Genomic DNA, 23,957 nt, shown 5'->3' on the forward strand with positions numbered 1-23,957 from the left:
TATCTGCCTAAAAGCTCATTATCTTGGTGGTTTGATCGACCAGTAGCGCCCCGATATCAGCAGGATCAGCAGCACTCACGCCGTCAATCAGTGCCGACTGGTCAATACCCTTACCTGGTAGATAAAGTGCACAAACCTCAACCTTGGTATTGGTATTCTTCATGACCATTTTCATCAAACCCTGTGGGCTCATATTTTTAGGCGGTTGCGCTGTGGTCACACTTTTAGGTGCATCACGGAGTGCCATATCACCGGCTGGACCGCAGAGCAATACTCGAGTATTGGCACCTTGCTGCGCGGATTGCATAGTTAGCACCATCGACATGAGCTGCACTTGAGCATGCTCTGATGTCACATTTATCAACACCGATGCCGTCGGTTTTTTATTCTCTGGAATGACGTCACTCTTTTGTGACATAGCGTTGGTCGCTGTACAGCCAACCATCAGTGAGGCGGCGCTTATAGCAAGTGCAGTAGCAACTATCCGTTTCATCATCTTCTCCATTTATCAACAATCATTAAAATCATCATCATTAAATTATACACTAAAATATATTAATAAAAAGTATAATATTATTTATGATAAGAAAGTTATGATAAGAAAGTTATGATAAGAAAGTTATGATAAGAAATACAATCTGTGGCGTGTCCTCATTTTGAGAAGAAAACAATAAAGCACTGAGATCAACTCAGTTCGCGCCAGTGCAACCACAACCGCGTATCAAGCTCAAACTGATGATACTCAGGCTCCATATGACAGCATAATTGATAAAACGCCTTGTTATGCTCATGCTTTTTAAAATGCGCTAACTCATGCACGACAATCATGCGCAAAAACTCAGGCGGCGCTTCTTGAAATAAACTGGCTACGGTGATGCTGTTATGCGATTTGAGCTTGCTGCCCTGTATGCGAGACTGGGTGGTATGAATACCCAGCGCATGTTTGAGGACCGTTAATTTACTGCTATAGCTGACATTTGATAGCTGTCCCACTTTGCGCATATATTGGTTTTTTATGTCATTGATATACTGATAAAGCGCCTTATCACTTTTTATTTGGTGCTGAGTGGGATACTTTTTTTCTAGATATGCGCCCAATTTACCATCGCTAATCAGCAATGCCGCTTGGGTCTGAACTTGCTCAGAATAATGAGCGATGTACTTTAATGTGGTCACAAGCTTATCCTTTGCTAATATTTCGAAACTGATAATCCGAAACGTATCTTTATATATTTTACCCTATATCTACTTATTTTATTTTTCATAAAACAACCCCATAAGCTGCATTCAACTTATGGGGTTGTTTGTTACGATGTTTTTACTTAAGTGTTTTTACTTAAATATTCAGGACGTGTTGATAAATCAATTAACGCTCTAAATGTAGATACTGCAAATGGCGCTCGTACTGATTTAAGATATCGACCAACACTTGCTCTTTGGAGTAACCTACCAAGTCATACTCTTGTGAGCCTTCACTCAAGAACACTTCGGCACGATAATAGTACTCTGCATTCTTAGTTGACGTGCTCAAAGTAAAATTAGGACGCTCAGCTTTGATCAAATTCACTTCATAAATAAAGTCATCTTCATCGCCATGTCCAACTCGCAATTTTAGACCATCTATTTGACCGCTACTTTCATCCATGCCTTCATCTATATCTTGTCCGATATGTTCAGGGTTACGGATGTCCAAAGAGGTTTTTAGACCGCCTGCCGCAAATTCTTTTTCAACTTCCGTCATGGCAGGTCTAACCACATTTTGTAAAAAGCGTTCAACTTGTGCATGTCTAGGGAAACTGACGATACGTTGCAAGCGTGCTTTCCAGCTCTTACCACTATCCAGCACATTAGCCGTACCAATCGTACTGGCCTTACGTTTATTGCCTTCTTCTTTTAATGATCTCCACATCGACACCATATAGAGCACAAGGATAAGCGAGAATGGCAAACCAGCAATCACAGATACTGACTGCAATGATGCAAAGCCACCAGCAAATAATAGTCCTAAAGTGATAAGACCCGTTGCTGCTGCCCAAAACAAGCGCAACCAAACAGGAGCATCAGTGTCATTGGTCATGCCGCGTGAGCTCAAATTCGCTAATACTAACGCGCCTGAGTCCGCTGAGGTCACAAAGAATACTAAACCAATGACCACACCAGCGAATGATAAAACGTCACTGTAAGGAAAATACTCAAACAAGGCAAACATACCCATGGCAGCATCATTGACAGCGATTTCACCAAGTTCGGTCGCCCCATTGGCAACCAAGTCTATCGCCGAATTACCAAAAATAGAGAACCAGGCAAAAATGAAACCAAGCGGAATAAACATCACGCCAAAGACAAACTCACGTAAGGTACGACCACGGCTAATACGCGCGATAAATAACCCAACAAACGGTGCCCAAGCAACCCACCATGCCCAGAAAAATATTGTCCAGCCTGACTTCCAATCGGCACCAGCAGTACCGTCATAGGCATATACATCAAAAGTTTTAAAGAGAATGGTTTGGAAATATTGACCAATATTTTGGGTAAAGGTATTCAGCAAATAGACCGTATTACCCATGACTAATATCGCGATTAATAGCAATATCGATGATAGCATATTAAATTCAGATAAGCGGCGGACGCCCTTTTCCACACCTGTCATCGCCGAAATAGCCGCAGCAGCAACGACACCTACAATAATAAGCGTCTGTACTGTTTTGCTCGATTCGATACCGAAAACATGGGTCAATCCAGCATTGGCTTGCAATACGCCGATGCCTAAGCTGGTCGCAATACCCATCAAGGTACAAACAACACCAAAAGTATCAATACCATCGCCAAGCCAGCCCTTGATTAAACGCTCGCCAAAGATAGGCGTCAATGGTGAACGCAGCGCCAACGGCATGTTTTTACGATACGCAAAGTACGCCAATGCCATACCGATTAAGGCATAAATACCCCAACCATGTAGCCCCCAATGTAAAAAGGTTTGCGCAAGTGCTTCGCGCATCGCTTCTGCACTGGCAGGCTCCAGCCCCGTATGCGGCGTTAAATAATGCATCAATGGCTCAGAGGCACCAAAAAACAGTAAATCAATACCGATACCCGCAGAGAACAGCATCGCCGCCCATGCTAGGAAAGGAAACTGGGCTTTTTCGTGGTCTTGCCCAAGCTTGATGTCGCCGTATTTAGAAAAACCAACAAATAGTGCAAATATACTATAAGCGGCAACCACCAGCATGTAATACCAGCCAAAACTCTCTGATACCCATGCCATGCTTGAGCTTAATAATGTCTCACTATAATCTGGAAACGCAATCGTCCAGATAATTAATAAAATAGAAATAATAGCTGAACCTAAAAAAACCGTCTTGTTTAGAGTCAGGGGTTTCGTCGCATCTTTTGATGGCGAGCTGTACATAAAAGACCTCAATAGGTAAATTAAACAGGGTCTGATATTGATTTGTCCGTCATAACTTGAGGACTGTATGACGCACAAAGCAGTACCAATAAATAAAAATTGCGATTTAAATAAAAAATTAAATGACAATCAAAGGCAGCCACAACAGTATTAAAAATGCTTAATATGTTAGCGCTGATGAAAAAGACCTTTACGTGGAAAGGTCTTCTTATTGAAATTGCTTATATATTTCATTGCCTAATAGCTCATATAGCTCTTTAGACAGTAGAGCGGTAAGCACGCATCGGCTCAGTTCTAAGCGGTGCACCATTAGCAACGTAATAATCTACGGTCGAGCGTGGTAGCTGCTTGCCGCGCATCTTATCGACGATTTTTTCGGCAAGCATAATGGTGGTGGCGTTCAGATTACCACTGATGATATTTGGCATAATCGACGCATCAACGACGCGCAAGCCATCGATACCATGTACGAGCCCTTCGCCATTGACCACCGAATCATTACCTTCACCCATCGCACAAGTACACGACGGATGATAAGCCGTTTCGCTATGATTACGAACATATTCGTCTAGCTGCGCATCGGTCACCAAGTCATCGGTTGGCGCAATGGCGCGACCACGATAAGGGTCGAGCGCTGGCTGATGCATAATTTCACGGGTGATACGCATTGCCGCACGGAACTCGTGCCAGTCTTGATCATGAGACATATAGTTAAACAAGATGCTCGGATGCGCACTTGGGTCTTTCGAGGTCAGCTTGACGCGACCACGACTTGGCGAGCGCAATGAGCCCACATGCGCTTGGAAACTGTGCGACTTCACGGCACTACGACCATCGTAGCGCACTGCTAATGGCAAGAAATGGTACTGAATATTAGGATGGGTAAACTTCTCATCGGTACGAATAAAACCGCCACCTTCGAACTGATTTGACGCGCCAAGTCCTGTGCCATTGAACAACCACTCGGCACCGATGGCAGGCTTATTCCACCATTTATTGGCAGGCGCAATCGACACTGGCAGCTTACATTCGTACTGCATATACAGCTCTAAATGGTCTTGTAGATTATTACCAACACCCGGTAAATCTAAAATCTCATTGATACCCAAATCTTTGAGCCATTGACCAGGACCAATACCAGAGCGCTGCAATAATTGCGGCGAGGCAATCGCACCTGATGAAACAATCACCTCACGAGACGCATAGAAATTCTTTGTTTGACCTTGATGGGCGACTTTAACGCCAACAGCGCGCTTGCCATCGAACAAAATCACGTCAGTCAATGCACCCGTTAAAATGGTGATATTGCTACGCGGTTTGGCGCGGTCGAGATAACCGCGAGCAGTCGAAGCGCGGCGACCATTAGGCGTCACAAAGCGATCCATCGGCCCAAAGCCTTCTTGTTGATAGCCGTTTAAATCATCCGTGCTTGGATAGCCTGCTTGCACGCCTGCTTCGATCATCGCTTGAAATAATGGGTTAACCCCTGGCTTTGAAGTGGTCATTTCGACGGGACCACCAACGCCATGATAGTCATTTTCACCAGCATCGCGATTTTCTAACTTTTTGAAATACGGCAGGCAGTCCAAATAGGTCCAATCTTCTAAACCTTTGATTTTCGCCCAATCGTCAAAATCCAAGGCATTACCACGGATATAACACATCCCATTAATCAGAGACGAGCCGCCCAGTCCTTTACCGCGACCGCAATCCATGACGCGGTTATTCATATAAGGCTCAGGATCGGTTTTATAACCCCAGTTATAAGTAGTACCTTGCAACGGCATCGCGAGCGCTGCTGGCATCTGCGTACGAAAGTCTAAGCGATGGTCTGGACGACCCGCCTCTAACAGCAACACCTTAATGTTGGCATCTTCGGTCAAACGGGTGGCCAGCACATTGCCTGCTGAGCCTGCGCCGACGATGATGTAGTCATATTCAGGTGTGGTTGATGTCATAAAACGCTCCATAATATTAAAAAATCCATCATTTCATATCAGTAAGGCGGTGCCAAAAGGACAAATTAGTCCTAATAATTCAGCCTTACCGTTTTAAAAATTTCACAGCACAAGTGATTAAAATACCGATTCAAACTTACCAAGCTCTACTTGGATAGACTTAGTCTGCGTATAATGCTCAAGGGCTTCAATGCCGTTTTCGCGGCCAATACCTGAGTGCTTATAACCACCCACTGGCATTTGAGCGGCTGACTCGCCCCATGTATTTAACCAGCAGATACCCGCTTCAATCTGTGCAATCACGCGATGAGCGCGAGTCAAATCAGCGGTCACGACTCCTGCAGCCAAACCATACTCGGTATCATTGGCGCGGCGAATCACTTCTTCTTCAGTCTCATAAGTCAATATCGACATCACTGGGCCAAAGATTTCTTCGCGCACGATGGGCATATCGTCGCTGCAATCCGTAAACACAGTCGGTGCAACGAATGCGCCTTTAGCAAGTTCGCCTACCGTAATACGTTCGCCGCCTGTTAGCAGACGAGCGCCACTCGCTTTTCCTTGCTCGATATAGCCAAGTACTCTTTCCATATGCGGGAAGCTGACCAATGGACCCATATTAATATTTTCTTCCATCGGATCGCCCAATTTAATACGCTCGACACGCAATAATATGGCTTCTTCAAACTTAGCTTGCAGTGCTTTAGGGATAAACACGCGCGTGCCATTGGTACAGACTTGACCACTGCTATAGAAGTTCGCCATCATCGCAATATCAGCGGCGGTATCGATATCCGCATCATCAAATATAATCAAGGGCGACTTACCGCCAAGCTCCAAGGTTACGTCTTTAAGCGACGAAGATGCGGCACTTGCCATCACTTTTTTACCCGTTGGTACACCACCGGTAAATGAGACTTTGGCGATATCAGGATGCTGTGTTAACGCTTCGCCGACTTTATAATCGCCTTGCACAACGTTAAAGACGCCATCTGGCAGACCCGCTTCTGTCAATATTTCCGCTAACTTTAATGCAGTCAATGGCGTGACTTCAGATGGTTTGAAAATCATCGCATTACCAGCGGCTAACGCTGGTGCTGCCTTCCACATCGCGATTTGAATAGGATAGTTCCACGCGCCGATACCTGCGACGACGCCAAGTGGCTCGCGGCGAGTATAGACAAAGCTAGTATCACGCAATGGAATCTGACGACCTTCAATCATCGACGCAAGCCCTGCATAATACTCAACGACATCAGCACCAGTCACGATATCGACATATTTGGTTTCAGAAAGTGCTTTGCCCGTGTCTTTGGTTTCAAGCAATGCGAGTACATCGTTGCGCTCACGTAATATCGCAACCGCCTTTAGCAAAATACGACTGCGCTCAACCGCCGTCATCGCCGCCCAAACCTTTTGACCTTTTTGTGCCGCTTTTACGGCTTCATTAATCTGTTCACTGGTCGTTTGCTGAACGGTAGCTAACACTTCACCCGTGGCTGGATTGATGTCTTCAAAAGCAGCAAGCGATTCGTCGATTGCTAAGTAACAGCCATTAATATAAGCGGTTTGAACCTTCTGTAAATCAATGATGTCTGTTAAGTTGTTTGGGTCTGTTTTTGAATCTGTCATGCGGTGCTCCTATTAACGACTGGCAAAAGCCTTATAAACAAACTAATGCTAAATGATGTCGTCATGGGTTAAATGTTGAAAATGAATTTATATAGCCTATTGCTACAAGCCTGTCTTTCAATGCTTTTTTAATAAAAAAGCTGCTTTGATCAATCATTTGAGAACAGTATTTTATTCACTCTCAGGTTGCGTCATTTTTATCAAACGCTTATGAATAGAGGTTTTATCTGAGATACTAATCCCTGAAAAATCAGAAAGCCAAATACCATCAGCCACCAGACGCACCATACATAATGTTTCGGTATTGTCGGTTGCTTGATGTTTCTTTAATTGTGCATTTGCCCACTTGGCCCACAACTCACGTAACTCGCTATCGCCTAGCATCAATGCATATAAGGTTGCTTGACTATCGAGCTCTTCCTGCCCTTTTTCGCCTAAGCTAATCGTGGCATTGATATAGGCACGAGTAAAAGAGCCATAACGCACAGGGTCTTCTGCCATGGCTTGATTGACTTCTGCCTCAAATTTTGCCATCGCATCATGAAACACTTCAAGAATGAGTGCATTTTTAGTGGTGAAATGATGCATCACCCCGCCTTTGGTCACCCCGACCGCATCAGCGACCGCCTGAAAGGTCACTTTTGATAAGCCCTGCTCTAATGTGATTCGCGCTGCCTGATCTAGTAGCGCACGACGGACAACTTCGGGCTGTTTTTTACGTTTGTAAGCGTTTTCCATTTCCATATCAGTGCACCACAGAATTAGAGAATAAGTTCATCACCACGACACCGCCCACAATCATAGCGATACCAACCACAGCTGCCGTATCAAGACTTTGCTTAAAAAAAATCAAGCCAACGAGCGATGTCAGCACAATCCCCAACCCGCCCCATAGTGCATAAGCAATACCAAGCGGTATGGTTTTGATGGTTTGTGTTAATAAGTAAAACGAGATGGCATAAAGCACACCCATAATCAGGGTCGGCACCAAACGCGTAAACTGCTCTGACTTGACTAAAAAGGTCGTGCCAACCACTTCGCAAATAATGGCGATGGCTAGATAACCGTAGGCAATAGTGGTGGGACTCATAATTAGGTTACCTGTCTCAGATTGATCACATATTAATAATGTATATACATTAAAGAAACCATACGGTCGGTATTCTATAGAAATATTCTAGCAATGTGAAGAGCTGTTTATGACTTTTTTGTTTCGAGGGAGATACAGATTGTTTTACTATTCAAAAAGATAGGCGACTTGTCTAATCAAATTACCGCTAGATTTTATATCCAACCTACATAAATAAGGGTTTTGACCACTTTTAGCCATTTTTAGCCCATTTAGAGATTTATCGATTGAATTGAAGACACGCCCTAGTCAAAAAATAATATTTTAGCGGTCAAAATTTGCCAAAACAGCCCGCTTTATAAGGGATTGCTGGTTATTTTTGATAGATAACAACAATATTTATAATTAATGGCATAATAAGGTTGACAGCCTATAACAACTTGGCTAAAATATGCCCCACATAACGCAAACAAGACAAGCAATAGCGCTTATCTAACTTATCGTTATACCAACTTATTCTCCAATAGCTCAGTTGGTAGAGCAACGGACTGTTAATCCGTGTGTCCCTGGTTCGAGCCCAGGTTGGAGAGCCATATACTAAAAACCTTCATCATTATTTGATGAAGGTTTTTTTATGGTTGCCGTTTTCAATTAAGAGGATAGCCGCAATCTTAGGGCGTGTCCTCATTTTAAAAGTGGTGACAAAAATGAGATAAATTGCCGTCAAACAAGGACAGTAGCACAAATAATATCGAGATATTAATAAGCTATTTGACGATGTTTGGCAAAATTTAGCCATTTTTATCCCATTTAGAGGTTAATCGATTGAATTGAGGACACGTCCTAGTACGATTGGCATGGCTACGGTGTTCTTTTAGGCGTTTTTGTTGTATGGTAAAGATAGTTTTGATTGGGTTAATTTTTGTCTGAGTGCTTCACTCTTACTCACTAAAAATAATGGTTTATTATGATACCTGTACGTGTGAAAAATAAGTTTTCTGATCATCCGCAAAAAATCATGCGCCCGATCAGTATTCGTTTGTCTGAAGAGATGATTTCGCTATTAGAAGCCACTTCAAAAGAGTTGGGGTTTAAACGCATCCAAGGGCTTATTCGTTTATATATTCGCCAAGGGCTTGACCGCGATCATCAAGACTACACCCTAGCCCATGACGAGGTGTTCATCGAAAGCCTGCGTAAACGCGGAGTCAGCCAGCGTATTATTGATGAGGCCATTGTTGTGACCCACAATAATAATATTACTCACTCACTATCTGAGCTGCAAGAAAATGACCAAGCTCATGACTAACTATTCAAACAGTCGTTAGCTGTTACTGCTGTCAATAAAAAAGACTGAGTTTGCTTAACGGCACTCAGTCTTTTTTTTGTGGGCGTAATAAAAATAGCTATTGTGAATAAAAATACCGATCATGATTGCTTGTCAGAACTTATTATAAATAGTACGTCTCCTGCCCTTTTTTGCTGTCATATAACAAAAATATGCCTATTTTGCTTGCGATACAGCATTTAGCGATAATTAAACACAACCTCTCATCAAACGAGGTATATTAAGAAAACGCTCATTATTTTGTTGTCATTCTTTATTATCCATAAAGATTTTTAAGGAGGTGTACGATGGCGAGTTTACATCAACGCTTGAATAAAGCTTTGTTATTGACGATTGCCTTAGCGATACTACCAATCGTTTCTGGTTGCTCACAGCCAACCGCGGATCCAACCAAAAAAACCATACCGACCAACTCAGATCAGTGGCAGAAAAAACTCGGCACCACTTTTGAGCAGTTGCCTCAATCTGAGCAGCAATTACTCAGCCGCTACATGTTGCGAATGAAACTCAGCGGTGCCTATGAGTCGGGGGCGATGCCGCGTACCACTATCAAGCAAGCCCTTGTGCAACAGCGTGAATACGAACGATTACATCCAAACAATCCAACAGGTAAAAAAAGCCCCATCGTCAGCAGCCAGCCAGCTTATAGTGCCAATGCGCAGAACTACCCTGTCGCTCTACTACCAGTCAAAACCAGCGATAGTGACAGCTTAAATCAAGTAAAACTGCAGTTTATGCTCTCTAATCACGGCAAGGTCGCCATTCAAAGCTTTAAGGGCACACTGACCATGCAAGATGCTAACTTGGCGCAGGGCAAAAGCTTTAACGTACCACTAACACAGTTTGACCCGCCTATTAAACCAGAGCAGTCTGGCAAGATCATCATCGAGAGCAGTATTGAAGACATCAACGTTATGCGTGCCATTAAAAACACCAAAGACTTGACCATCATGATCAGTAAAGGCACATTGATATTGGAGAATGGGCAGGAAATTAAATTTGATGAGTCGCTAATGAGATAAAAAAGTGCTGCAGAGTATTTATAAAATTATAGGATAAATAACCAGCATAAAAAAAGCCCCTATCATCACTGATTAGGGCTTTTTTTGAATTTGGAGGAGACGGAGAGATTCGAACTCTCGAAGGGCTACAAACCCTTGTCGGTTTTCAAGACCGGTGCATTCAACCACTCTGCCACGTCTCCATTTGTGCATTATTATAACGATATAAAATAAAAATGCAACAAAAAAAGCCGCAATCATTAATAATGATTGCGGCTTTCGAATTTGGAGGAGACGGAGAGATTCGAACTCTCGAAGGGCTACAAACCCTTGTCGGTTTTCAAGACCGGTGCATTCAACCACTCTGCCACGTCTCCATTTGTGCGTTATTATAGCGATATAACATAAGAATGCAAGCAATTAATTGCACGAATTTAAATTATTTTGATGCTATCGTTGATTCAGTTTAAAAGAGAGTCAAGGCAACTGCATGCAGATATATATATGATGCTTGCCGCGAGGTTAGCGCGGTCACTCTATTATAGAGAATTGACGATATGTTTTTTATGAGATGCCAGATGTAGACACATATCTAGCAGTCTATTGGCATAACCCCATTCGTTGTCATACCATGCAAAAACCTTGTACTGGCTACCCACTTGCATGAGCTGCTGACCATCAATGATCAAAGACTCAGTCTGATGGATAAAATCGCTAGAGACCAGTGGCTCATCCGTATAAGCCATGATGTCATGCAAATGTGCCTGACTGGCAGATTTGAGTGCCTCGCGGACTGCCTCGACAGACACATCGGGCGTATCAAAAACAAAGGTCACATCAATAGCCGCTACATCAATGGTAGGCACTCGTATCGAATGCCCATTTATCTTGCCTACCATAGCAGGTAGCACACGCTCTGTCGCCGCGATACTGCTAGAGGTGGTTGGAATAATGTTATAACCAGACGCGCGCGCGCGTCTTGGGTCACGGTGGGCTTGATCGAGCACTGTCTGATCAGCGGTAACCGCATGAATCTCTGTCATCATCGCTGACTTTACCCCAAATGCGGTATCAAGCGTCGCAATCAAGGGAACCAAGGCCTGCGTGGTACAAGAAACGCTCGATATAATCGGCAGCTCACGTGTTAGCTCATCAGTATTAACGCCCATAACGATACAAGCATCGACATCATCGAATGGTGCCGCACCGATAATCACCTGCTGCGCGCCAGCCACTATGTGCAGTTGTGCTTGCTCATAAGAGCGAAAATGTCCGGTACACTCTAGTACCACATCGACACCCAGCGCCTGCCAAGGCAACTGCGCAGGGTTAGGTTCTGAAAATAAATTGATACAATAGGTATAATTGTTTTTTGTCAGACAAAGCTGTGTGGCGCTATTATTGTTACCGTCATCGCTAGCTTCATCGTTGCTACTCGCCACAATATCAGCACTGACCCCAAGGCGACTTAGGCGACCATGCGTGCTGTCAAACTTTAATAAATGCAGCAAAATATCCGCTGGGGCTAAATCATTAATCGCCACGACATGGATCGCACGGCCTAATACCTCAAAGCGCTCTAGCAATGCCCGCAAAACGTTGCGCCCTATACGTCCAAAACCATTGATAGCAATCCTCAGTGGCTGTGTATGCTCACTAGATGCATGAAACGTCGCTGCTGCTACTGGGTCAGACGTTAATTGATAAATGGCGCTCGAAAAATCAGGCATAAAAAGATATCGCTATAAAGGGATAAAAAAATTGAGCACTACAAAGTCAGCGCTACAATGAAACAAAACCAACAAGTTGTTAATCGGCTCTAAGAATTGTTATATAAAAACTAAATGGCTTTGGTGAATGCTTGAACCCTGAGTTGTCATACTCAGTATCAAAACGCCATTCAGTATTAGGGCGTTATAAAAATCAGTGCCAAACGAATGGCATTATAATCAATACTTTGCTTAAGATGATCGAATATTGGACGCAATTTAATACTGCCATCATCATTGAAATCATTTGGATTATTGGCGACTTTAATCGCGACATAGGCATTACCAACCGCCGTCATCACCTCATCCTCTGGCCGCAAATGATCACAAGCGAGACTTGGATCTTGAGATTTTAGGTCAGCAATATGACGCATGATGGTCGATTGTGAAAGCTGACGGGCTTGTGAGATTTCTGCAATCGACAAGCTCTCTTCTAATAATAATCGCGTCGCAAGCAAGGTACTGTCCGACTTATCAGAAACTTGATTGCCCAGTTTCTGTTTTTTGTCTATTTGCGCTTGTTGTTGCTCGCGGCGCTTTTTTTGCAAAGTGGAGTAAGCGTCAATCACTGATTTACTCAGCGTACCGCCCGATTTTAAAATAAATTTTTCATGTGCCTGCGTCATGCTCTCTTCATCAAGCATCGAATAATTGGCATCAGCTTCTTCTGACAGCACCAAAAATCGTTTATCCGCGCCGCGTGCTAGCGGATCAAGCTGCAAGCTCATATCATTCATACCCAGCAACTGCAAACCTGCCAACGACTTTAACCGTGACAATGCCACATAGCCCTGCCCTAGCTCAAAGGTGCGCGATAAGTCTATTTCAGCAGCATCGAGGGTCATGCCTTGTGATTTATGAATGGTAATTGCCCATGCCAGACAAAGCGGCACTTGCTCATAGCTTGCCAGCACATCTCCTGTCTCATCTTCGATGATCCATTCTTCAGGCTCAGCGACAACTTCACGCCCTGAATTGAGCCGAACCACGGGCATTTTTTGCGTCGTTGGCTTTTTGGCTTTGGGTTTCTCTTTTATGGCTTTTTTACTTTTGCCTTTTACAGTCTTATTCGTCTCACTTTCAGCACTGTCGTCATCGTCTTCGATTAAATCATCACTACTTTCTTTGCTATCATCAATTTTGACAGCGGCAAAACCAATCAATTCACCCATCGTACCGTTGGACACGCCAAGTTCGGTATTGTTTTTGATAAACATCACCTTGGCACCGACTTTTAGTACCAAATCATCTTGGGTACGTACCGTTTTTTTAAGCGTCTCAACCAATTTACTATCGCCCGTAGACGTGGCGGTAAAGCGCATCATCTCGCCCTCTAACGCCGCAAGCTCTTTATCATTGATGCTATTAACGTTGAGATTGTGCGTATAAAGACGGGTACGTTTGATATCAACATTTTGGTCAAAAGTCGCCTCCAGCGCGGCAATCGATTCAAAAGTGACTTCCTGACGACGAATTTGGTTGAGAATATCGTCCAAATCAAGCCCGCCATTTGCCGCTTCACTAACCTGCCTGTGTTGCTCAGATAAGTAGCAAATATGGAACTTGGCATCAAGCCACGCTTCAGACATAAAGGCAAATTTTTCACGGTTGGTTTCACCCTTACTACCAATCGGCGGCAGCTGAAAAAAGTCCCCTGCGACGACTACCTGAATACCACCAAACGCCTTGTCATTTTTTCGGACATGCTTGAGTACTTGGCTGACCAAATTGAGCTGCTTAGCATGCAACATCGATATCTCATCAATGACCAATACCGCGGTGTCTTTTAGTCGGTCTGCCAAAAACTGCTTGCGTGATAACGTAGTCAAGTCGCGGTCGCTCAACTCATCTTTGATACCGATGCCGGACCAGCTATGAATCGTTGTACCATTCATGTGTGTGGCAGCAATACCAGTACTCGCAGTGACGGCGACAGGCACACGGCGCGCACGCAGATAGTCGATATATTGATTGAGAGTATAAGTCTTACCTGAACCTGCTGAGCCAGTCAAAAAGACATTTTGACCCGTTTTTAAGATATCAAGAGCAGAAGATTGACGCATATATCTAAACCAATTAAGTTAATAGTAATAAGAAAAACAGCTTAAGAGCAAATAATAAGAGAAAAAGCTGCCAACAATTATAACAGCTACATCCGTTTCGCGGACGACTTTAACCCTGATAAGCCACATAACTTAAAGTTATACGATACGAAATATATCATTATAAAAAGTCATTATCGCTCATCGCTAAAGCTCAGTACGATAGGGTCATAGCTTGGTCAGGATGGCCAAATATTTATGCTTAAGTCGTTTGTTCTTAACTAGCCATAATACACAACAAGGAGTCGTTAATGTTATACGCCTATCCCAATACTGAAAATAGTCCTGTTCAATTCCGCAAAAAATATGACAACTTCATCAATGGTGAGTGGGTCGCGCCAATCGATGGTGAATACTTTGACAACTCAAGTCCAATCGATGGTAAAACCTTCTGTCAGATCGCGCGCTCTAAAGCTGCCGATGTTGAAGCTGCACTAGATGCCGCTCATGCTGCAAAAGACGCATGGGGCAAAACCAGTGTCACTGATCGCTCCAATATGTTGCTCAAACTTGCCGATGGTATCGAAGCCAATTTAGAGGCAATCGCTATCGCTGAAAGCTATGAGAATGGCAAACCAGTACGTGAGACCCTCGCCGCTGATATTCCAATCGCCATTGACCATTTGCGTTATTTTGCGGGCGTTATCCGCGCACAAGAAGGCGGCATTAGCCAAATTGATGAAGATACGGTTGCCTATCATTTTCATGAGCCTCTAGGCGTCGTCGGTCAAATCATTCCTTGGAACTTCCCTATTTTAATGGCGATTTGGAAAATTGCCCCAGCCCTTGCTGCGGGTAACTGTATCGTCCTCAAGCCTGCCGAGCAAACGCCAGCTTCTGTTTTATACATGCTTGACGTCATAGGCGCGGCGGATATTTTACCGAAAGGCGTACTAAACGTCATTAACGGCTTTGGTGTAGAAGCCGGTAAGCCAATTGCTTCCAACTCACGTATCGATAAAGTATCCTTTACGGGTGAAACCACCACTGGTCGCTTAATTATGCAATACGCCAGTGAAAATATCATTCCGGTCACGCTAGAGCTGGGCGGCAAAAGCCCAAATATCTTCTTTGCCGATATCATGGACGAAGACGATGACTTCTTAGACAAAGCAGTCGAAGGCTTGGTCATGTTTGCGCTAAACCAAGGTGAAGTTTGTACCTGCCCATCACGCGCGCTCGTACACGAAAGCATCTATGATGAATTTATGAAACGCTGTATCGCTCGCGTGAAAGCGATAAAAATGGGCAACCCGCTTGATACCGATACCATGATTGGTGCGCAAGCCAGTTCAGATCAGCTAGAAAAAATCCTATCTTATCTTGATATTGGTAAAAAAGAAGGTGCAAAAGTCTTGGTCGGTGGTGAACTTGCCAAGTATGATGGCGATATGGCAAACGGTTATTATGTGCAGCCGACTATCTTTGAAGGCACGAATGATATGCGCGTGTTCCAAGAAGAAATCTTTGGTCCTGTGCTTGCTGTCACCACGTTTAAAGACGATGAAGAAGCGATGGCGCTAGCCAATGACACTTTATATGGTCTTGGTGCTGGTGTCTGGACGCGTAATGGTACTCGTGCTTATCGTTTCGGTCGTGGCATTAAAGCTGGCCGCGTTTGGACGAATTGCTATCATCTCTATCCTGCGCATTCAGCGTTTGGTGGGTATAAGCAGTCTGGTATTGGCCGCGAAAACCATCTGATGATGCTAGACCATTATCAACAAACTAAGAACATGCTGGTCTCTTATAGTCCTAAGGCGATGGGCTTCTTTTAATTCTGTTTTTCAAAGCACTTTATGGCAAAACCGTAAAGTGCGACCTCGATGCTCGCCGAGCATCTTAATGTAAAGAACGATGACAAGGAGTTACAACGTGAGTAATAAAATGAAAGCGGCCGTGCTGCATGAATTCGGACAACCCTTAGAAATTGAAGAAGTAGATATTCCAACCGCAGGTGCTGGTCAAATCGTCGTAAAAATGCAGGCATCAGGTGTCTGTCATACCGATTTGCATGCCATTGAGGGCGATTGGCCAGTCAAACCTAGCCCACCGTTTATCCCAGGTCACGAAGGCGTTGGTCTTATCACTGCCGTTGGCGAAGGTGTCACTCATGTGAAGGAAGGCGACCGAGTCGGTATCCCTTGGCTCTACTCTGCTTGTGGCCACTGTACCCATTGCTTAGGTGGTTGGGAAACCTTATGCGAAAGCCAACAAAACTCTGGTTACTCTGTAAACGGCAGCTTTGCAGAATATGTACTAGCAGATGCCAACTATGTCGGCATCATTCCTGAAAGCGTTGACTCTATTGAAATTGCACCAGTGTTATGTGCAGGTGTCACGGTCTACAAAGGTCTTAAAATGACCGACACCAAGCCAGGCGATTGGGTTGTTGTTTCAGGTATTGGCGGACTCGGTCATATGGCAGTTCAATATGCCATTGCGATGGGATTGAACGTTGCTGCTGTTGATATTGATGACGAAAAACTGGCATTCGCTAAAAAACTGGGCGCCAAAGTCACTGTCAATGCGAAAAATACTGACCCTGCTGAATATCTACAAAAAGAAATCGGCGGTGCTCACGGTGCGCTCGTGACAGCAGTATCTTCAAAAGCTTTTGATCAAGCATTGGGCATGTTACGACGCGGTGGTACTTTGGTCTGTAATGGTCTACCAACGGGCGAATTCCCAGTATCCATTTTTGATACTGTTTTAAACGGTATTACCATTCGTGGCTCAATCGTTGGTACGCGTCTCGACTTGCAAGAGTCGCTAGACATGGCAGCAGCAGGCAAAGTAAAAGCCACCGTTGCCGCTGAGCCACTAGAAAATATCAATGATATCTTTGATCGTATGCGTGATGGCAAAATCGAAGGTCGCATTGTCATTGACTATAGTCTGTAGCAACCATTACGTAGCCGCATGCTTTATGATATTTTGAGATTCGTAACACCGTCTCAATGACTGGCTAGAGTAATCATTAGTAAAGGGTCGTATCGTTTTCAACCACATATGATAAATGATGTGAGTGAATATGATGCGACCCTTTATTTTCTACTCAGTATGATTATGAAAGATATCCGTTCGGGTCTAACGATAGGGAAATCATTATGAAAGTCACAGCGACAGAGTCCTGCAAAGCATTAATCGACTTACTAAAATCTAAGCACGGTGAGCTGATGTTTCATCAATCAGGCGGCTGCTGCGATGGCAGTTCACCCATGTGTTATCCATTGGGCGAATTTAAAGTAGGCGGACAAGACGTACTCATCGGCGAGCTGGTTGGCTGTCCATTTTATATGGGTAAAGCTCAGCATAAGCTCTGGCAACATACCGATCTAACAATAGATGTGGTCGATGGACGCGGAGCCAGTTTTTCGCTTGAAATACCAGAAGGTAAGCGCTTTATCGTACGTTCAGAGATATGTGCTGTATAAGTTTAAATAGCATCCACCAGCGTTTTAACGACCTAGTATTGTTTTGCCATGCCATATGTTGATCGATAAACACCCCTTAGTCATTTTTATTTTATTATTCCAGCAAAATAATAGATACTGTAATGCGTACCCTATTTCAATAAACGCGTTTTAACGAGCACGTTTTACTCAGCATGGATGCTAGAAGGAATGTAAAATGGAATTTGATAAAAAATTTGATTACGTCATCGTGGGTGGTGGTTCAGCCGGCTGCGTACTTGCTAGCCGATTAACAGAAAACCCAGACATTAGTGTCTGTTTATTAGAATATGGTGGTGAAGGCAAAGACCTTGCTGTCCGTGTCCCTGCTGGACTGATTTTGATGGTGCCAGGCAAGCCGCTGAAACTGAATAATTGGTGCTTTCACACCACGCTGCAGACGCACCTGAATGACCGCCGTGGCTTCCAACCACGTGGTCAATGCTTAGGCGGTTCATCCGCTATCAATGCCATGATTTATACGCGTGGTAGTGCGCTCGATTATGAACGTTGGGTAGAACAAGGCTGTACTGGCTGGGGATTTGATGATGTACTGCCCTACTTTATCAAAGCAGAAAATAATATTCATGGTAGCGGCGAGCTGCATGGTGATAGTGGCCCGCTGCATGTCAGTGATTTACTGAGTCCGCGTGATATCTCCAAAGCATTCGTAGAAGCCGCCATCACCAATGGTTTAGATCATAATCAAGATTTTAATGGCGAAAAGCAAGACGGTACAGGACTATATCAAGTCACCCATTTTCATGGCGAAAAACAAGGTCAACGCTGCTCTGCGGCAGCGGCTTATCTACATCCAGTACAAAACCGATCAAATCTGACCGTCATCACCCACGCCCAAGCCAACCGCGTCATTTTTGAAGACAAACAAGCCGTTGGTGTCGCTTATGAAAAAGATGGCGTCGAGCATGCGGTTATGGCGCGTCATGAAGTGATATTATCTGGAGGCACTTTTGGCTCACCCAAAGTCCTGATGTTGTCAGGTATTGGACCTGCTGAGCATCTACAATCGCATGGCATCGACGTCGTGGTAGATGCGCCCGATGTTGGTGGTAATCTACAAGATCACTTAGATGTCGTTTTTGATTACGAGGTCAATACCACTGACGTCATCGGTATTGGTATGGCGACGATTTCGACATTGACCAAAAGTATTCGGCAGTGGAGAAAGGATGGTACAGGCCTCTTGTCTACCAACTATGCTGAAGCGGGCGCGTTCTTTAGTGTCGGTGATGATCCAAAAGAGTGGCCAAATACCCAACTGCACTTTGTCATATCCCGTGTGATTGAGCACGGTCGTGATCTCAGACGTGGCTTTGCGGTCTCTTGTCACAGTTGCTACCTACGCCCTGAAAGCCGCGGTACGGTCAGACTGGACTCCGCCGACCCCTCAGATGCGGTATTGATTGATCCAAACTACCTCTCACACCCAAAAGATGTGGAATATATGATTGCAGGCGCGGAGCGTACGCGCGCCATCATGCAAGAATCACCCATCGCCAAATATATTACTGAAGACTACCCTGCTCCCTATATCGAAAAAGACGGTATGCTCGGCTATATCCGCAACAAATCAGATACCATTTATCATCCTGTCGGCACTTGCCGTATGGGTTCAGATGACCAATCCGTGGTTGATTTGCAATTAAAAGTACGCGGCGTAAATGGCTTAAGGGTCGTCGATGCCTCAATCATGCCGACTTTAATCAGCGGTAATACCAATGCGCCAACGATTATGATTGCTGAAAAACTCGCAGACCTTATCAAAGCAAATCACGGTCATATCGAACCAGTCACGCCATAAAATATGGGAAGATATGCGTCTTATAATTAGTATTTTTATTTAAGAAGCTTATATATTAAAACTTTATATTCAATAAAATGAAAATAAGCGAATTATATAAAAGTTTAACCCTTGTTTTTTCGTGGTTATTTTTATCAGCATTTCTAAAATAAGGAGAAACTCTAACAAACTTGTCAATAAAGATAGTAAAACAGAACGTTTTCTATCAAATTAGCTTATGGATGTCTTGCATTACCACTGTTGAACAGAGTATATTTAAACCACTTATTTATATCGGTATTTTTTGCAAATCTGAATAATGGTTAATACAACCTGAAATATTTTTTATTTTGCATATTAGAAACACCATATAAACAATTGCTTTAAAGGGAATTAAAAGCACGCTCATTATATTTATAGGTCAAAAACGATCTTATAAATATATTGGCGACTATTTATCATTACATAGGATGTAATAATGCAAAAATCACTCTTCAAACTGACGATGTTGGCGACAGTTATTCTAGGCATCAGTGCCTGTAGCGGCGACAACAAAACCACCGATGAATCTGCTGCCAGCTCAGATGCTAAAGCAGCCAAAACCTTACTTTATTGCTCAGAAGGTAGTCCGGCTGGATTCGATCCAGCACAGTACACTGCAGGTACCGATTTTGATGCGAGCGCCTTTCCCATCTACAACGGCTTGGTAGAATTCAAAAGAGATGGTACTGAGATTCAGCCAGCCTTAGCCGAAAGCTGGGATATTAGTGAAGACGGCAAGACTTATACCTTTAACCTACGTAAAGGGGTTAAATATGGTAAGACCGATTACTTTACCCCAACCCGTGATTTCAACGCAGATGACATTGTCTTTACGCTAGAGCGTATCACCAATCCAGAGTTTGAATTTAATAAAGCCTATCCTGCTGAGTTCCCCTATTCGGTCGGTATGGGGCTACCTGATATTATCTCCAATATCGAAAAAGTTGATGACAATACCGTAAAAATCACCCTAAGCGAAACCAATGCACCATTTTTACAGAACCTAGCGATGCCCTTCGCTTATATCGATTCTGCTGAGTATGCAGAAAAGTTAATGGCTTCTGGTAATGCTGCTGATATCAACACCAAACCTGTGGGTACAGGACCTTTCGTCTTTACTTCTTATCAAAAAGACGCGCAAATTCGTTATACCAAAAATCCAGACTACTGGAACAAAGACGATATTCATATCGATAACCTCGTGTTTGTCATCACCAAAGATTCAGCGGTTCGTGCGCAAAAAGTGCAAGCAGGCGAATGTCATGTGTCCGCTTATCCAAAACCTGCCGAAATTGACTCTGTCAAAAAATCTGGTAAGGTCACCGTTCTCGATCAACCTGGCTTTAACGTCGGTTATGTGGGCTATAACGTTGAAAAACCGAAGCTTAGCGACCTTAAAGTTCGCCAAGCATTAGATATGGCCATTAATAAAGACGCTATTATCAATGCGGTTTATCAAAGCGAAGGATTAAAAGCCACCAATCCAATGCCACCCACACAATGGGGTTACGACAAATCTATCAAAGATGCACCTTATGATGTGGAAAAGGCCAAGTCCCTTATAAAAGAAGCAGGCGCGGACAAACTTGCGATTAATCTATGGTATATGCCCGTTCAACGCCCATACAATCCTAATGCCAAACTCATGGCTGAAATGCTACAAGCAGATTGGGCAAAAATTGGTGTCGATACCAAGCTTGTGACGTATGAATGGGGCGAGTATCTAAACCGCGCTGCTAAAGGTGAGCCTGATGTCATTCTAGCGGGCTGGACTGGTGACAATGGGGATCCTGATAACTGGCTTGGTACGCTACTATCTTGTGATGCGGTCGGTGGCAATAACTACTCACGCTGGTGTAATAAAGACTTTGACACTTTGGTGACTAACGCCCGTCAGATTACCAATCAAGATGAGCGCGTCAACGACTATGTACAAGCTCAGCAGATATTCAAAGAGCAATTGCCTTGGACGACAATGGCGCATTCGGTGGTCACGGTATTCACCGCACCAAACGTCGTCGATTATAAAATTAGTCCGCTTGGCTCAATACGCTTCGATGGTGTAAAGGTTGAATAACCTGAGCTGATGACGTCCGGTAAGACATGCATGATTGTTTAATTTATATTCGGCTGGGTCAGACACTCTGCTCCAGCCGTATTTATATGAGTTAAGCGCCTTATTAAGCACTTATTAAGCACTTATTAAGCATTTTGTCACCGACTCTCTCATCTCTGCCAACATTCTACTCATCGATCTAAAACGATTGAACCACAACTATTGAATTGAGCAGCCCATGCTACTTTATATTTTGCGTCGCATTGCCATTCTAATTCCTGTCTATCTTGGCTTAACACTATCGACATTTACCCTAATTCGGCTCGTCCCTGGAGATGCTGTCGAGATTATGATGGGTGAGCGTATGGTAGATCCAGAGCTACATGCTCGCGCGTTAGAAAGACTTGGCTTAGACAAACCCCTCATTGTCCAATATTGGGATTACTTAACCGGAATATTGACCGGTGATTTTGGTCAATCCTTTCGTACTCGTACTCCGGTATTACAAGATTTCTTTGCTCATTTTGTACCAACCTTAGAGCTGGCTTTGTGTGCCATTGTCATTGCCAGCGTTGTCGGTGTGAGCTTAGGTATCTTTGCCGCGCTACGACGTGGTACATGGATTGACTACACTCTAATGTCAGGGGCGCTGGCTGGCTACTCTATGCCCATCTATTTATTAGGGCCTATTCTCACGGGTATATTCGCCCATTATCTCGGCCTGTTACCCGTCGCCGGTGTCATATCTGTCGCGCAGTTTTTAGACGTCAAACCTTTATATGGATCATGGTTATTGGGCTCTTTAACATCAGGAGAACCTGGCGCGTTTTGGGACGTGGTAAAACACTTTATCCTACCGTCTATTGCCTTATCGACCATACCACTCGCAATGATTGCACGCATGACACGCTCGGCGATGCTAGAGGTGTTAGATGAGGACTACGTGCGTACAGCGCGCGCCAAAGGCCTATCGCCGCGCCGCGTGATATTGGTACACGTCATGCGCAATGCCCTGATAACTGTGGTGACGGTGATTGGTTTACAGATGGCGACCTTGCTCGCGGGGGCTATTATCACTGAGACTATCTTTAGTTGGCCAGGTGTTGGTAATTGGCTGCTCGATGGGTTTTTCACTCGTGATTATCCTATCGTGCAAAACGGTATTTTATTGGTCGCCACCGCCCTGATTTTGGTTAGTTTATTTATTGATATTTTGTATGGTCTTATCAATCCGCGTATTCGACATACTTCTTAATTTAACATTGATAAATACTCATATTATAAATAGTGGTTATTAGTGTTTGTATGGTCTTGAGTGAGTTTTAGCACATTTTAAATGATTGCTAGAAATGGAACTCTACATACTTGTAACGCGTTAGCCACTATAGGAACTGCTCATGAAGCCTTCTGTTCTTCCCTCTGATATCAATCTTATGGCCGCCACACCGCCGTCATCTTGGCAGCTATTTTTATCGACATTCTGCCGAAATAAAGGCGCGGTGCTTGGTTTTATTGTACTGGCATTGATGGTCATTATTGCCATCCTTGCGCCTGCCATTGCGCCCCATGACCCTTACGAGTTATTTACTGGTCAAGAGCAGTTGCCGCCTGCCTTTCTAGATGGCGGCAATACAATGTTTTGGCTAGGCACGGATGATGCTGGCCGAGATACATTATCTCGGGTGATGTATGGCGCGCGTTATTCTCTATTTATCGGTCTGAGCGCGACGACTCTTGCCATGTTAGTCGGTGTTTCATTAGGACTTAGTGCTGCATTTTGGCCCAAGGTTTGGGGCAAAGCCGTCATGCTGGTCAATGATATTTTGATGTCTTACCCGAGTTTACTGTTGGCGATCATCATTGCCGCTATCTTAGGGCCTTCTATGACCAATACGATTATTACGATCGCCTTGGTCTGTACGCCACCTTTTATTCGGCTGACTCGTGCTACTGCAATGGTAGAGCTACAGCGTGAGTATTTTATCGCTTCACAAGTGATGGGCGCTGGTGTGCTTAGATTGTTATTTATCACCATTTTGCCCAACTGTATGGCACCACTCATCGTGCAGGCGACGATGATTTTCTCGTCTGCTATTTTAGAAGCAGGTGCAATTGGTTTCTTAGGCTTTGGTGTACAGCCACCCGATGCAGAATGGGGCGCGATGCTCGGTACAGCACGTCAGTATATTCAGAGTAATGTTTGGCTAGCGATTTGGCCCGGTGTCGCTATTTTCTTAGCCGCATTGTCGATTAACTTGACTGGTGATGGCCTACGCGATGCGCTAGATCCCAAATTAAAGCAGGTGACCTAA

General features: G+C 44.1%; 18 protein-coding genes and 3 tRNA genes. 10 read left to right on the forward strand and 11 right to left on the reverse strand.

Features of this window, described 5'->3' with window-relative positions; genetic code table 11:
- Positions 1-7: 7 nt before the first annotated feature.
- The 7 genes from Q6344_10805 to Q6344_10835 form a co-directional block, all read right to left on the reverse strand.
- The gene (locus Q6344_10805; protein WLG13087.1) at positions 8-496 is read right to left on the reverse strand and encodes a hypothetical protein; all 489 of its coding nucleotides are present in this window, start codon (positions 494-496) and stop codon (positions 8-10) included.
- A 188-nt stretch (positions 497-684) separates the two neighbouring features.
- Positions 685-1,176 carry a M48 family metallopeptidase gene (locus Q6344_10810; protein WLG13088.1) on the reverse strand — a complete coding sequence of 164 codons (492 nt, stop codon included), beginning with the start codon at positions 1,174-1,176 and terminating at the stop codon, positions 685-687.
- A gap of 190 nt (positions 1,177-1,366) precedes the next feature.
- On the reverse strand, positions 1,367-3,412 hold the full coding sequence (gene betT / locus Q6344_10815; GenBank protein WLG13089.1) for a choline BCCT transporter BetT: 2,046 nt from the start codon (positions 3,410-3,412) through the stop codon (positions 1,367-1,369).
- Positions 3,413-3,669: 257 nt separating this feature from the next.
- Positions 3,670-5,370, reverse strand: coding sequence for a choline dehydrogenase (betA, locus tag Q6344_10820; protein WLG13090.1), 1,701 nt, complete (start codon positions 5,368-5,370; stop codon positions 3,670-3,672).
- 117 nt (positions 5,371-5,487) lie between these two features.
- Positions 5,488-6,963, reverse strand: a complete 1,476-nt coding sequence (betB, locus tag Q6344_10825; protein ID WLG15202.1) for a betaine-aldehyde dehydrogenase — start codon at positions 6,961-6,963, stop codon at positions 5,488-5,490.
- Between the two features lie 210 nt (positions 6,964-7,173).
- Positions 7,174-7,746, reverse strand: coding sequence for a TetR/AcrR family transcriptional regulator (locus Q6344_10830; GenBank protein ID WLG13091.1), 573 nt, complete (start codon positions 7,744-7,746; stop codon positions 7,174-7,176).
- Between the two features lies 1 nt (position 7,747).
- On the reverse strand, positions 7,748-8,092 hold the full coding sequence (locus tag Q6344_10835; protein ID WLG13092.1) for a multidrug efflux SMR transporter: 345 nt from the start codon (positions 8,090-8,092) through the stop codon (positions 7,748-7,750).
- Between the two features lie 496 nt (positions 8,093-8,588).
- Here Q6344_10835 and Q6344_10840 point away from each other — a divergent pair.
- From Q6344_10840 to Q6344_10850, 3 genes are all read left to right on the forward strand, one after another.
- Positions 8,589-8,664: transfer RNA gene (locus Q6344_10840), tRNA-Asn, on the forward strand.
- Positions 8,665-9,038: 374 nt separating this feature from the next.
- The gene (locus Q6344_10845) at positions 9,039-9,380 is read left to right on the forward strand and encodes a CopG family transcriptional regulator (GenBank protein ID WLG13093.1); all 342 of its coding nucleotides are present in this window, start codon (positions 9,039-9,041) and stop codon (positions 9,378-9,380) included.
- A 326-nt stretch (positions 9,381-9,706) separates the two neighbouring features.
- Positions 9,707-10,441, forward strand: coding sequence for a hypothetical protein (locus tag Q6344_10850; protein ID WLG13094.1), 735 nt, complete (start codon positions 9,707-9,709; stop codon positions 10,439-10,441).
- Positions 10,442-10,532: 91 nt separating this feature from the next.
- On the opposite strand, the gene Q6344_10855 is transcribed toward Q6344_10850, so the two are convergent.
- The 4 genes from Q6344_10855 to Q6344_10870 form a co-directional block, all read right to left on the reverse strand.
- Positions 10,533-10,623: transfer RNA gene (locus Q6344_10855), tRNA-Ser, on the reverse strand.
- A gap of 83 nt (positions 10,624-10,706) precedes the next feature.
- A tRNA-Ser gene (locus tag Q6344_10860) sits at positions 10,707-10,797 on the reverse strand.
- Positions 10,798-10,959: 162 nt separating this feature from the next.
- A complete protein-coding gene (locus Q6344_10865; GenBank protein WLG13095.1) occupies positions 10,960-12,150 on the reverse strand; it encodes a type I glyceraldehyde-3-phosphate dehydrogenase in 1,191 nt (396 codons plus the stop codon).
- Between the two features lie 176 nt (positions 12,151-12,326).
- Entirely contained in the window at positions 12,327-14,252 is a 1,926-nt protein-coding gene (locus Q6344_10870; GenBank protein ID WLG13096.1) for an AAA family ATPase, read from the reverse strand.
- A gap of 290 nt (positions 14,253-14,542) precedes the next feature.
- On the opposite strand from Q6344_10870, the gene Q6344_10875 reads away from it, so the two are divergent.
- The 7 genes from Q6344_10875 (at position 14,543) to Q6344_10905 (ending at position 23,957) form a co-directional block, all read left to right on the forward strand.
- Entirely contained in the window at positions 14,543-16,069 is a 1,527-nt protein-coding gene (locus Q6344_10875; GenBank protein WLG13097.1) for an aldehyde dehydrogenase family protein, read from the forward strand.
- 97 nt (positions 16,070-16,166) lie between these two features.
- Positions 16,167-17,195 carry an alcohol dehydrogenase AdhP gene (gene adhP, locus Q6344_10880; GenBank protein WLG13098.1) on the forward strand — a complete coding sequence of 343 codons (1,029 nt, stop codon included), beginning with the start codon at positions 16,167-16,169 and terminating at the stop codon, positions 17,193-17,195.
- Positions 17,196-17,401: 206 nt separating this feature from the next.
- Entirely contained in the window at positions 17,402-17,728 is a 327-nt protein-coding gene (locus tag Q6344_10885; protein ID WLG13099.1) for a DUF779 domain-containing protein, read from the forward strand.
- A 196-nt stretch (positions 17,729-17,924) separates the two neighbouring features.
- On the forward strand, positions 17,925-19,568 hold the full coding sequence (locus Q6344_10890) for a GMC family oxidoreductase N-terminal domain-containing protein (protein ID WLG13100.1): 1,644 nt from the start codon (positions 17,925-17,927) through the stop codon (positions 19,566-19,568).
- A 457-nt stretch (positions 19,569-20,025) separates the two neighbouring features.
- On the forward strand, positions 20,026-21,666 hold the full coding sequence (locus Q6344_10895; GenBank protein ID WLG13101.1) for an ABC transporter substrate-binding protein: 1,641 nt from the start codon (positions 20,026-20,028) through the stop codon (positions 21,664-21,666).
- A gap of 217 nt (positions 21,667-21,883) precedes the next feature.
- Positions 21,884-22,900: an ABC transporter permease subunit gene (locus tag Q6344_10900; GenBank protein ID WLG13102.1), complete on the forward strand. Its 1,017-nt coding sequence runs from the start codon at positions 21,884-21,886 to the stop codon at positions 22,898-22,900.
- 142 nt (positions 22,901-23,042) lie between these two features.
- Complete coding sequence (locus tag Q6344_10905; GenBank protein ID WLG13103.1) at positions 23,043-23,957, forward strand: ABC transporter permease subunit; 915 nt, start codon at positions 23,043-23,045, stop codon at positions 23,955-23,957.

It is taken from the genome of Psychrobacter cibarius (assembly GCA_030686115.1).
GTDB lineage: Bacteria > Pseudomonadota > Gammaproteobacteria > Pseudomonadales > Moraxellaceae > Psychrobacter > Psychrobacter cibarius_C.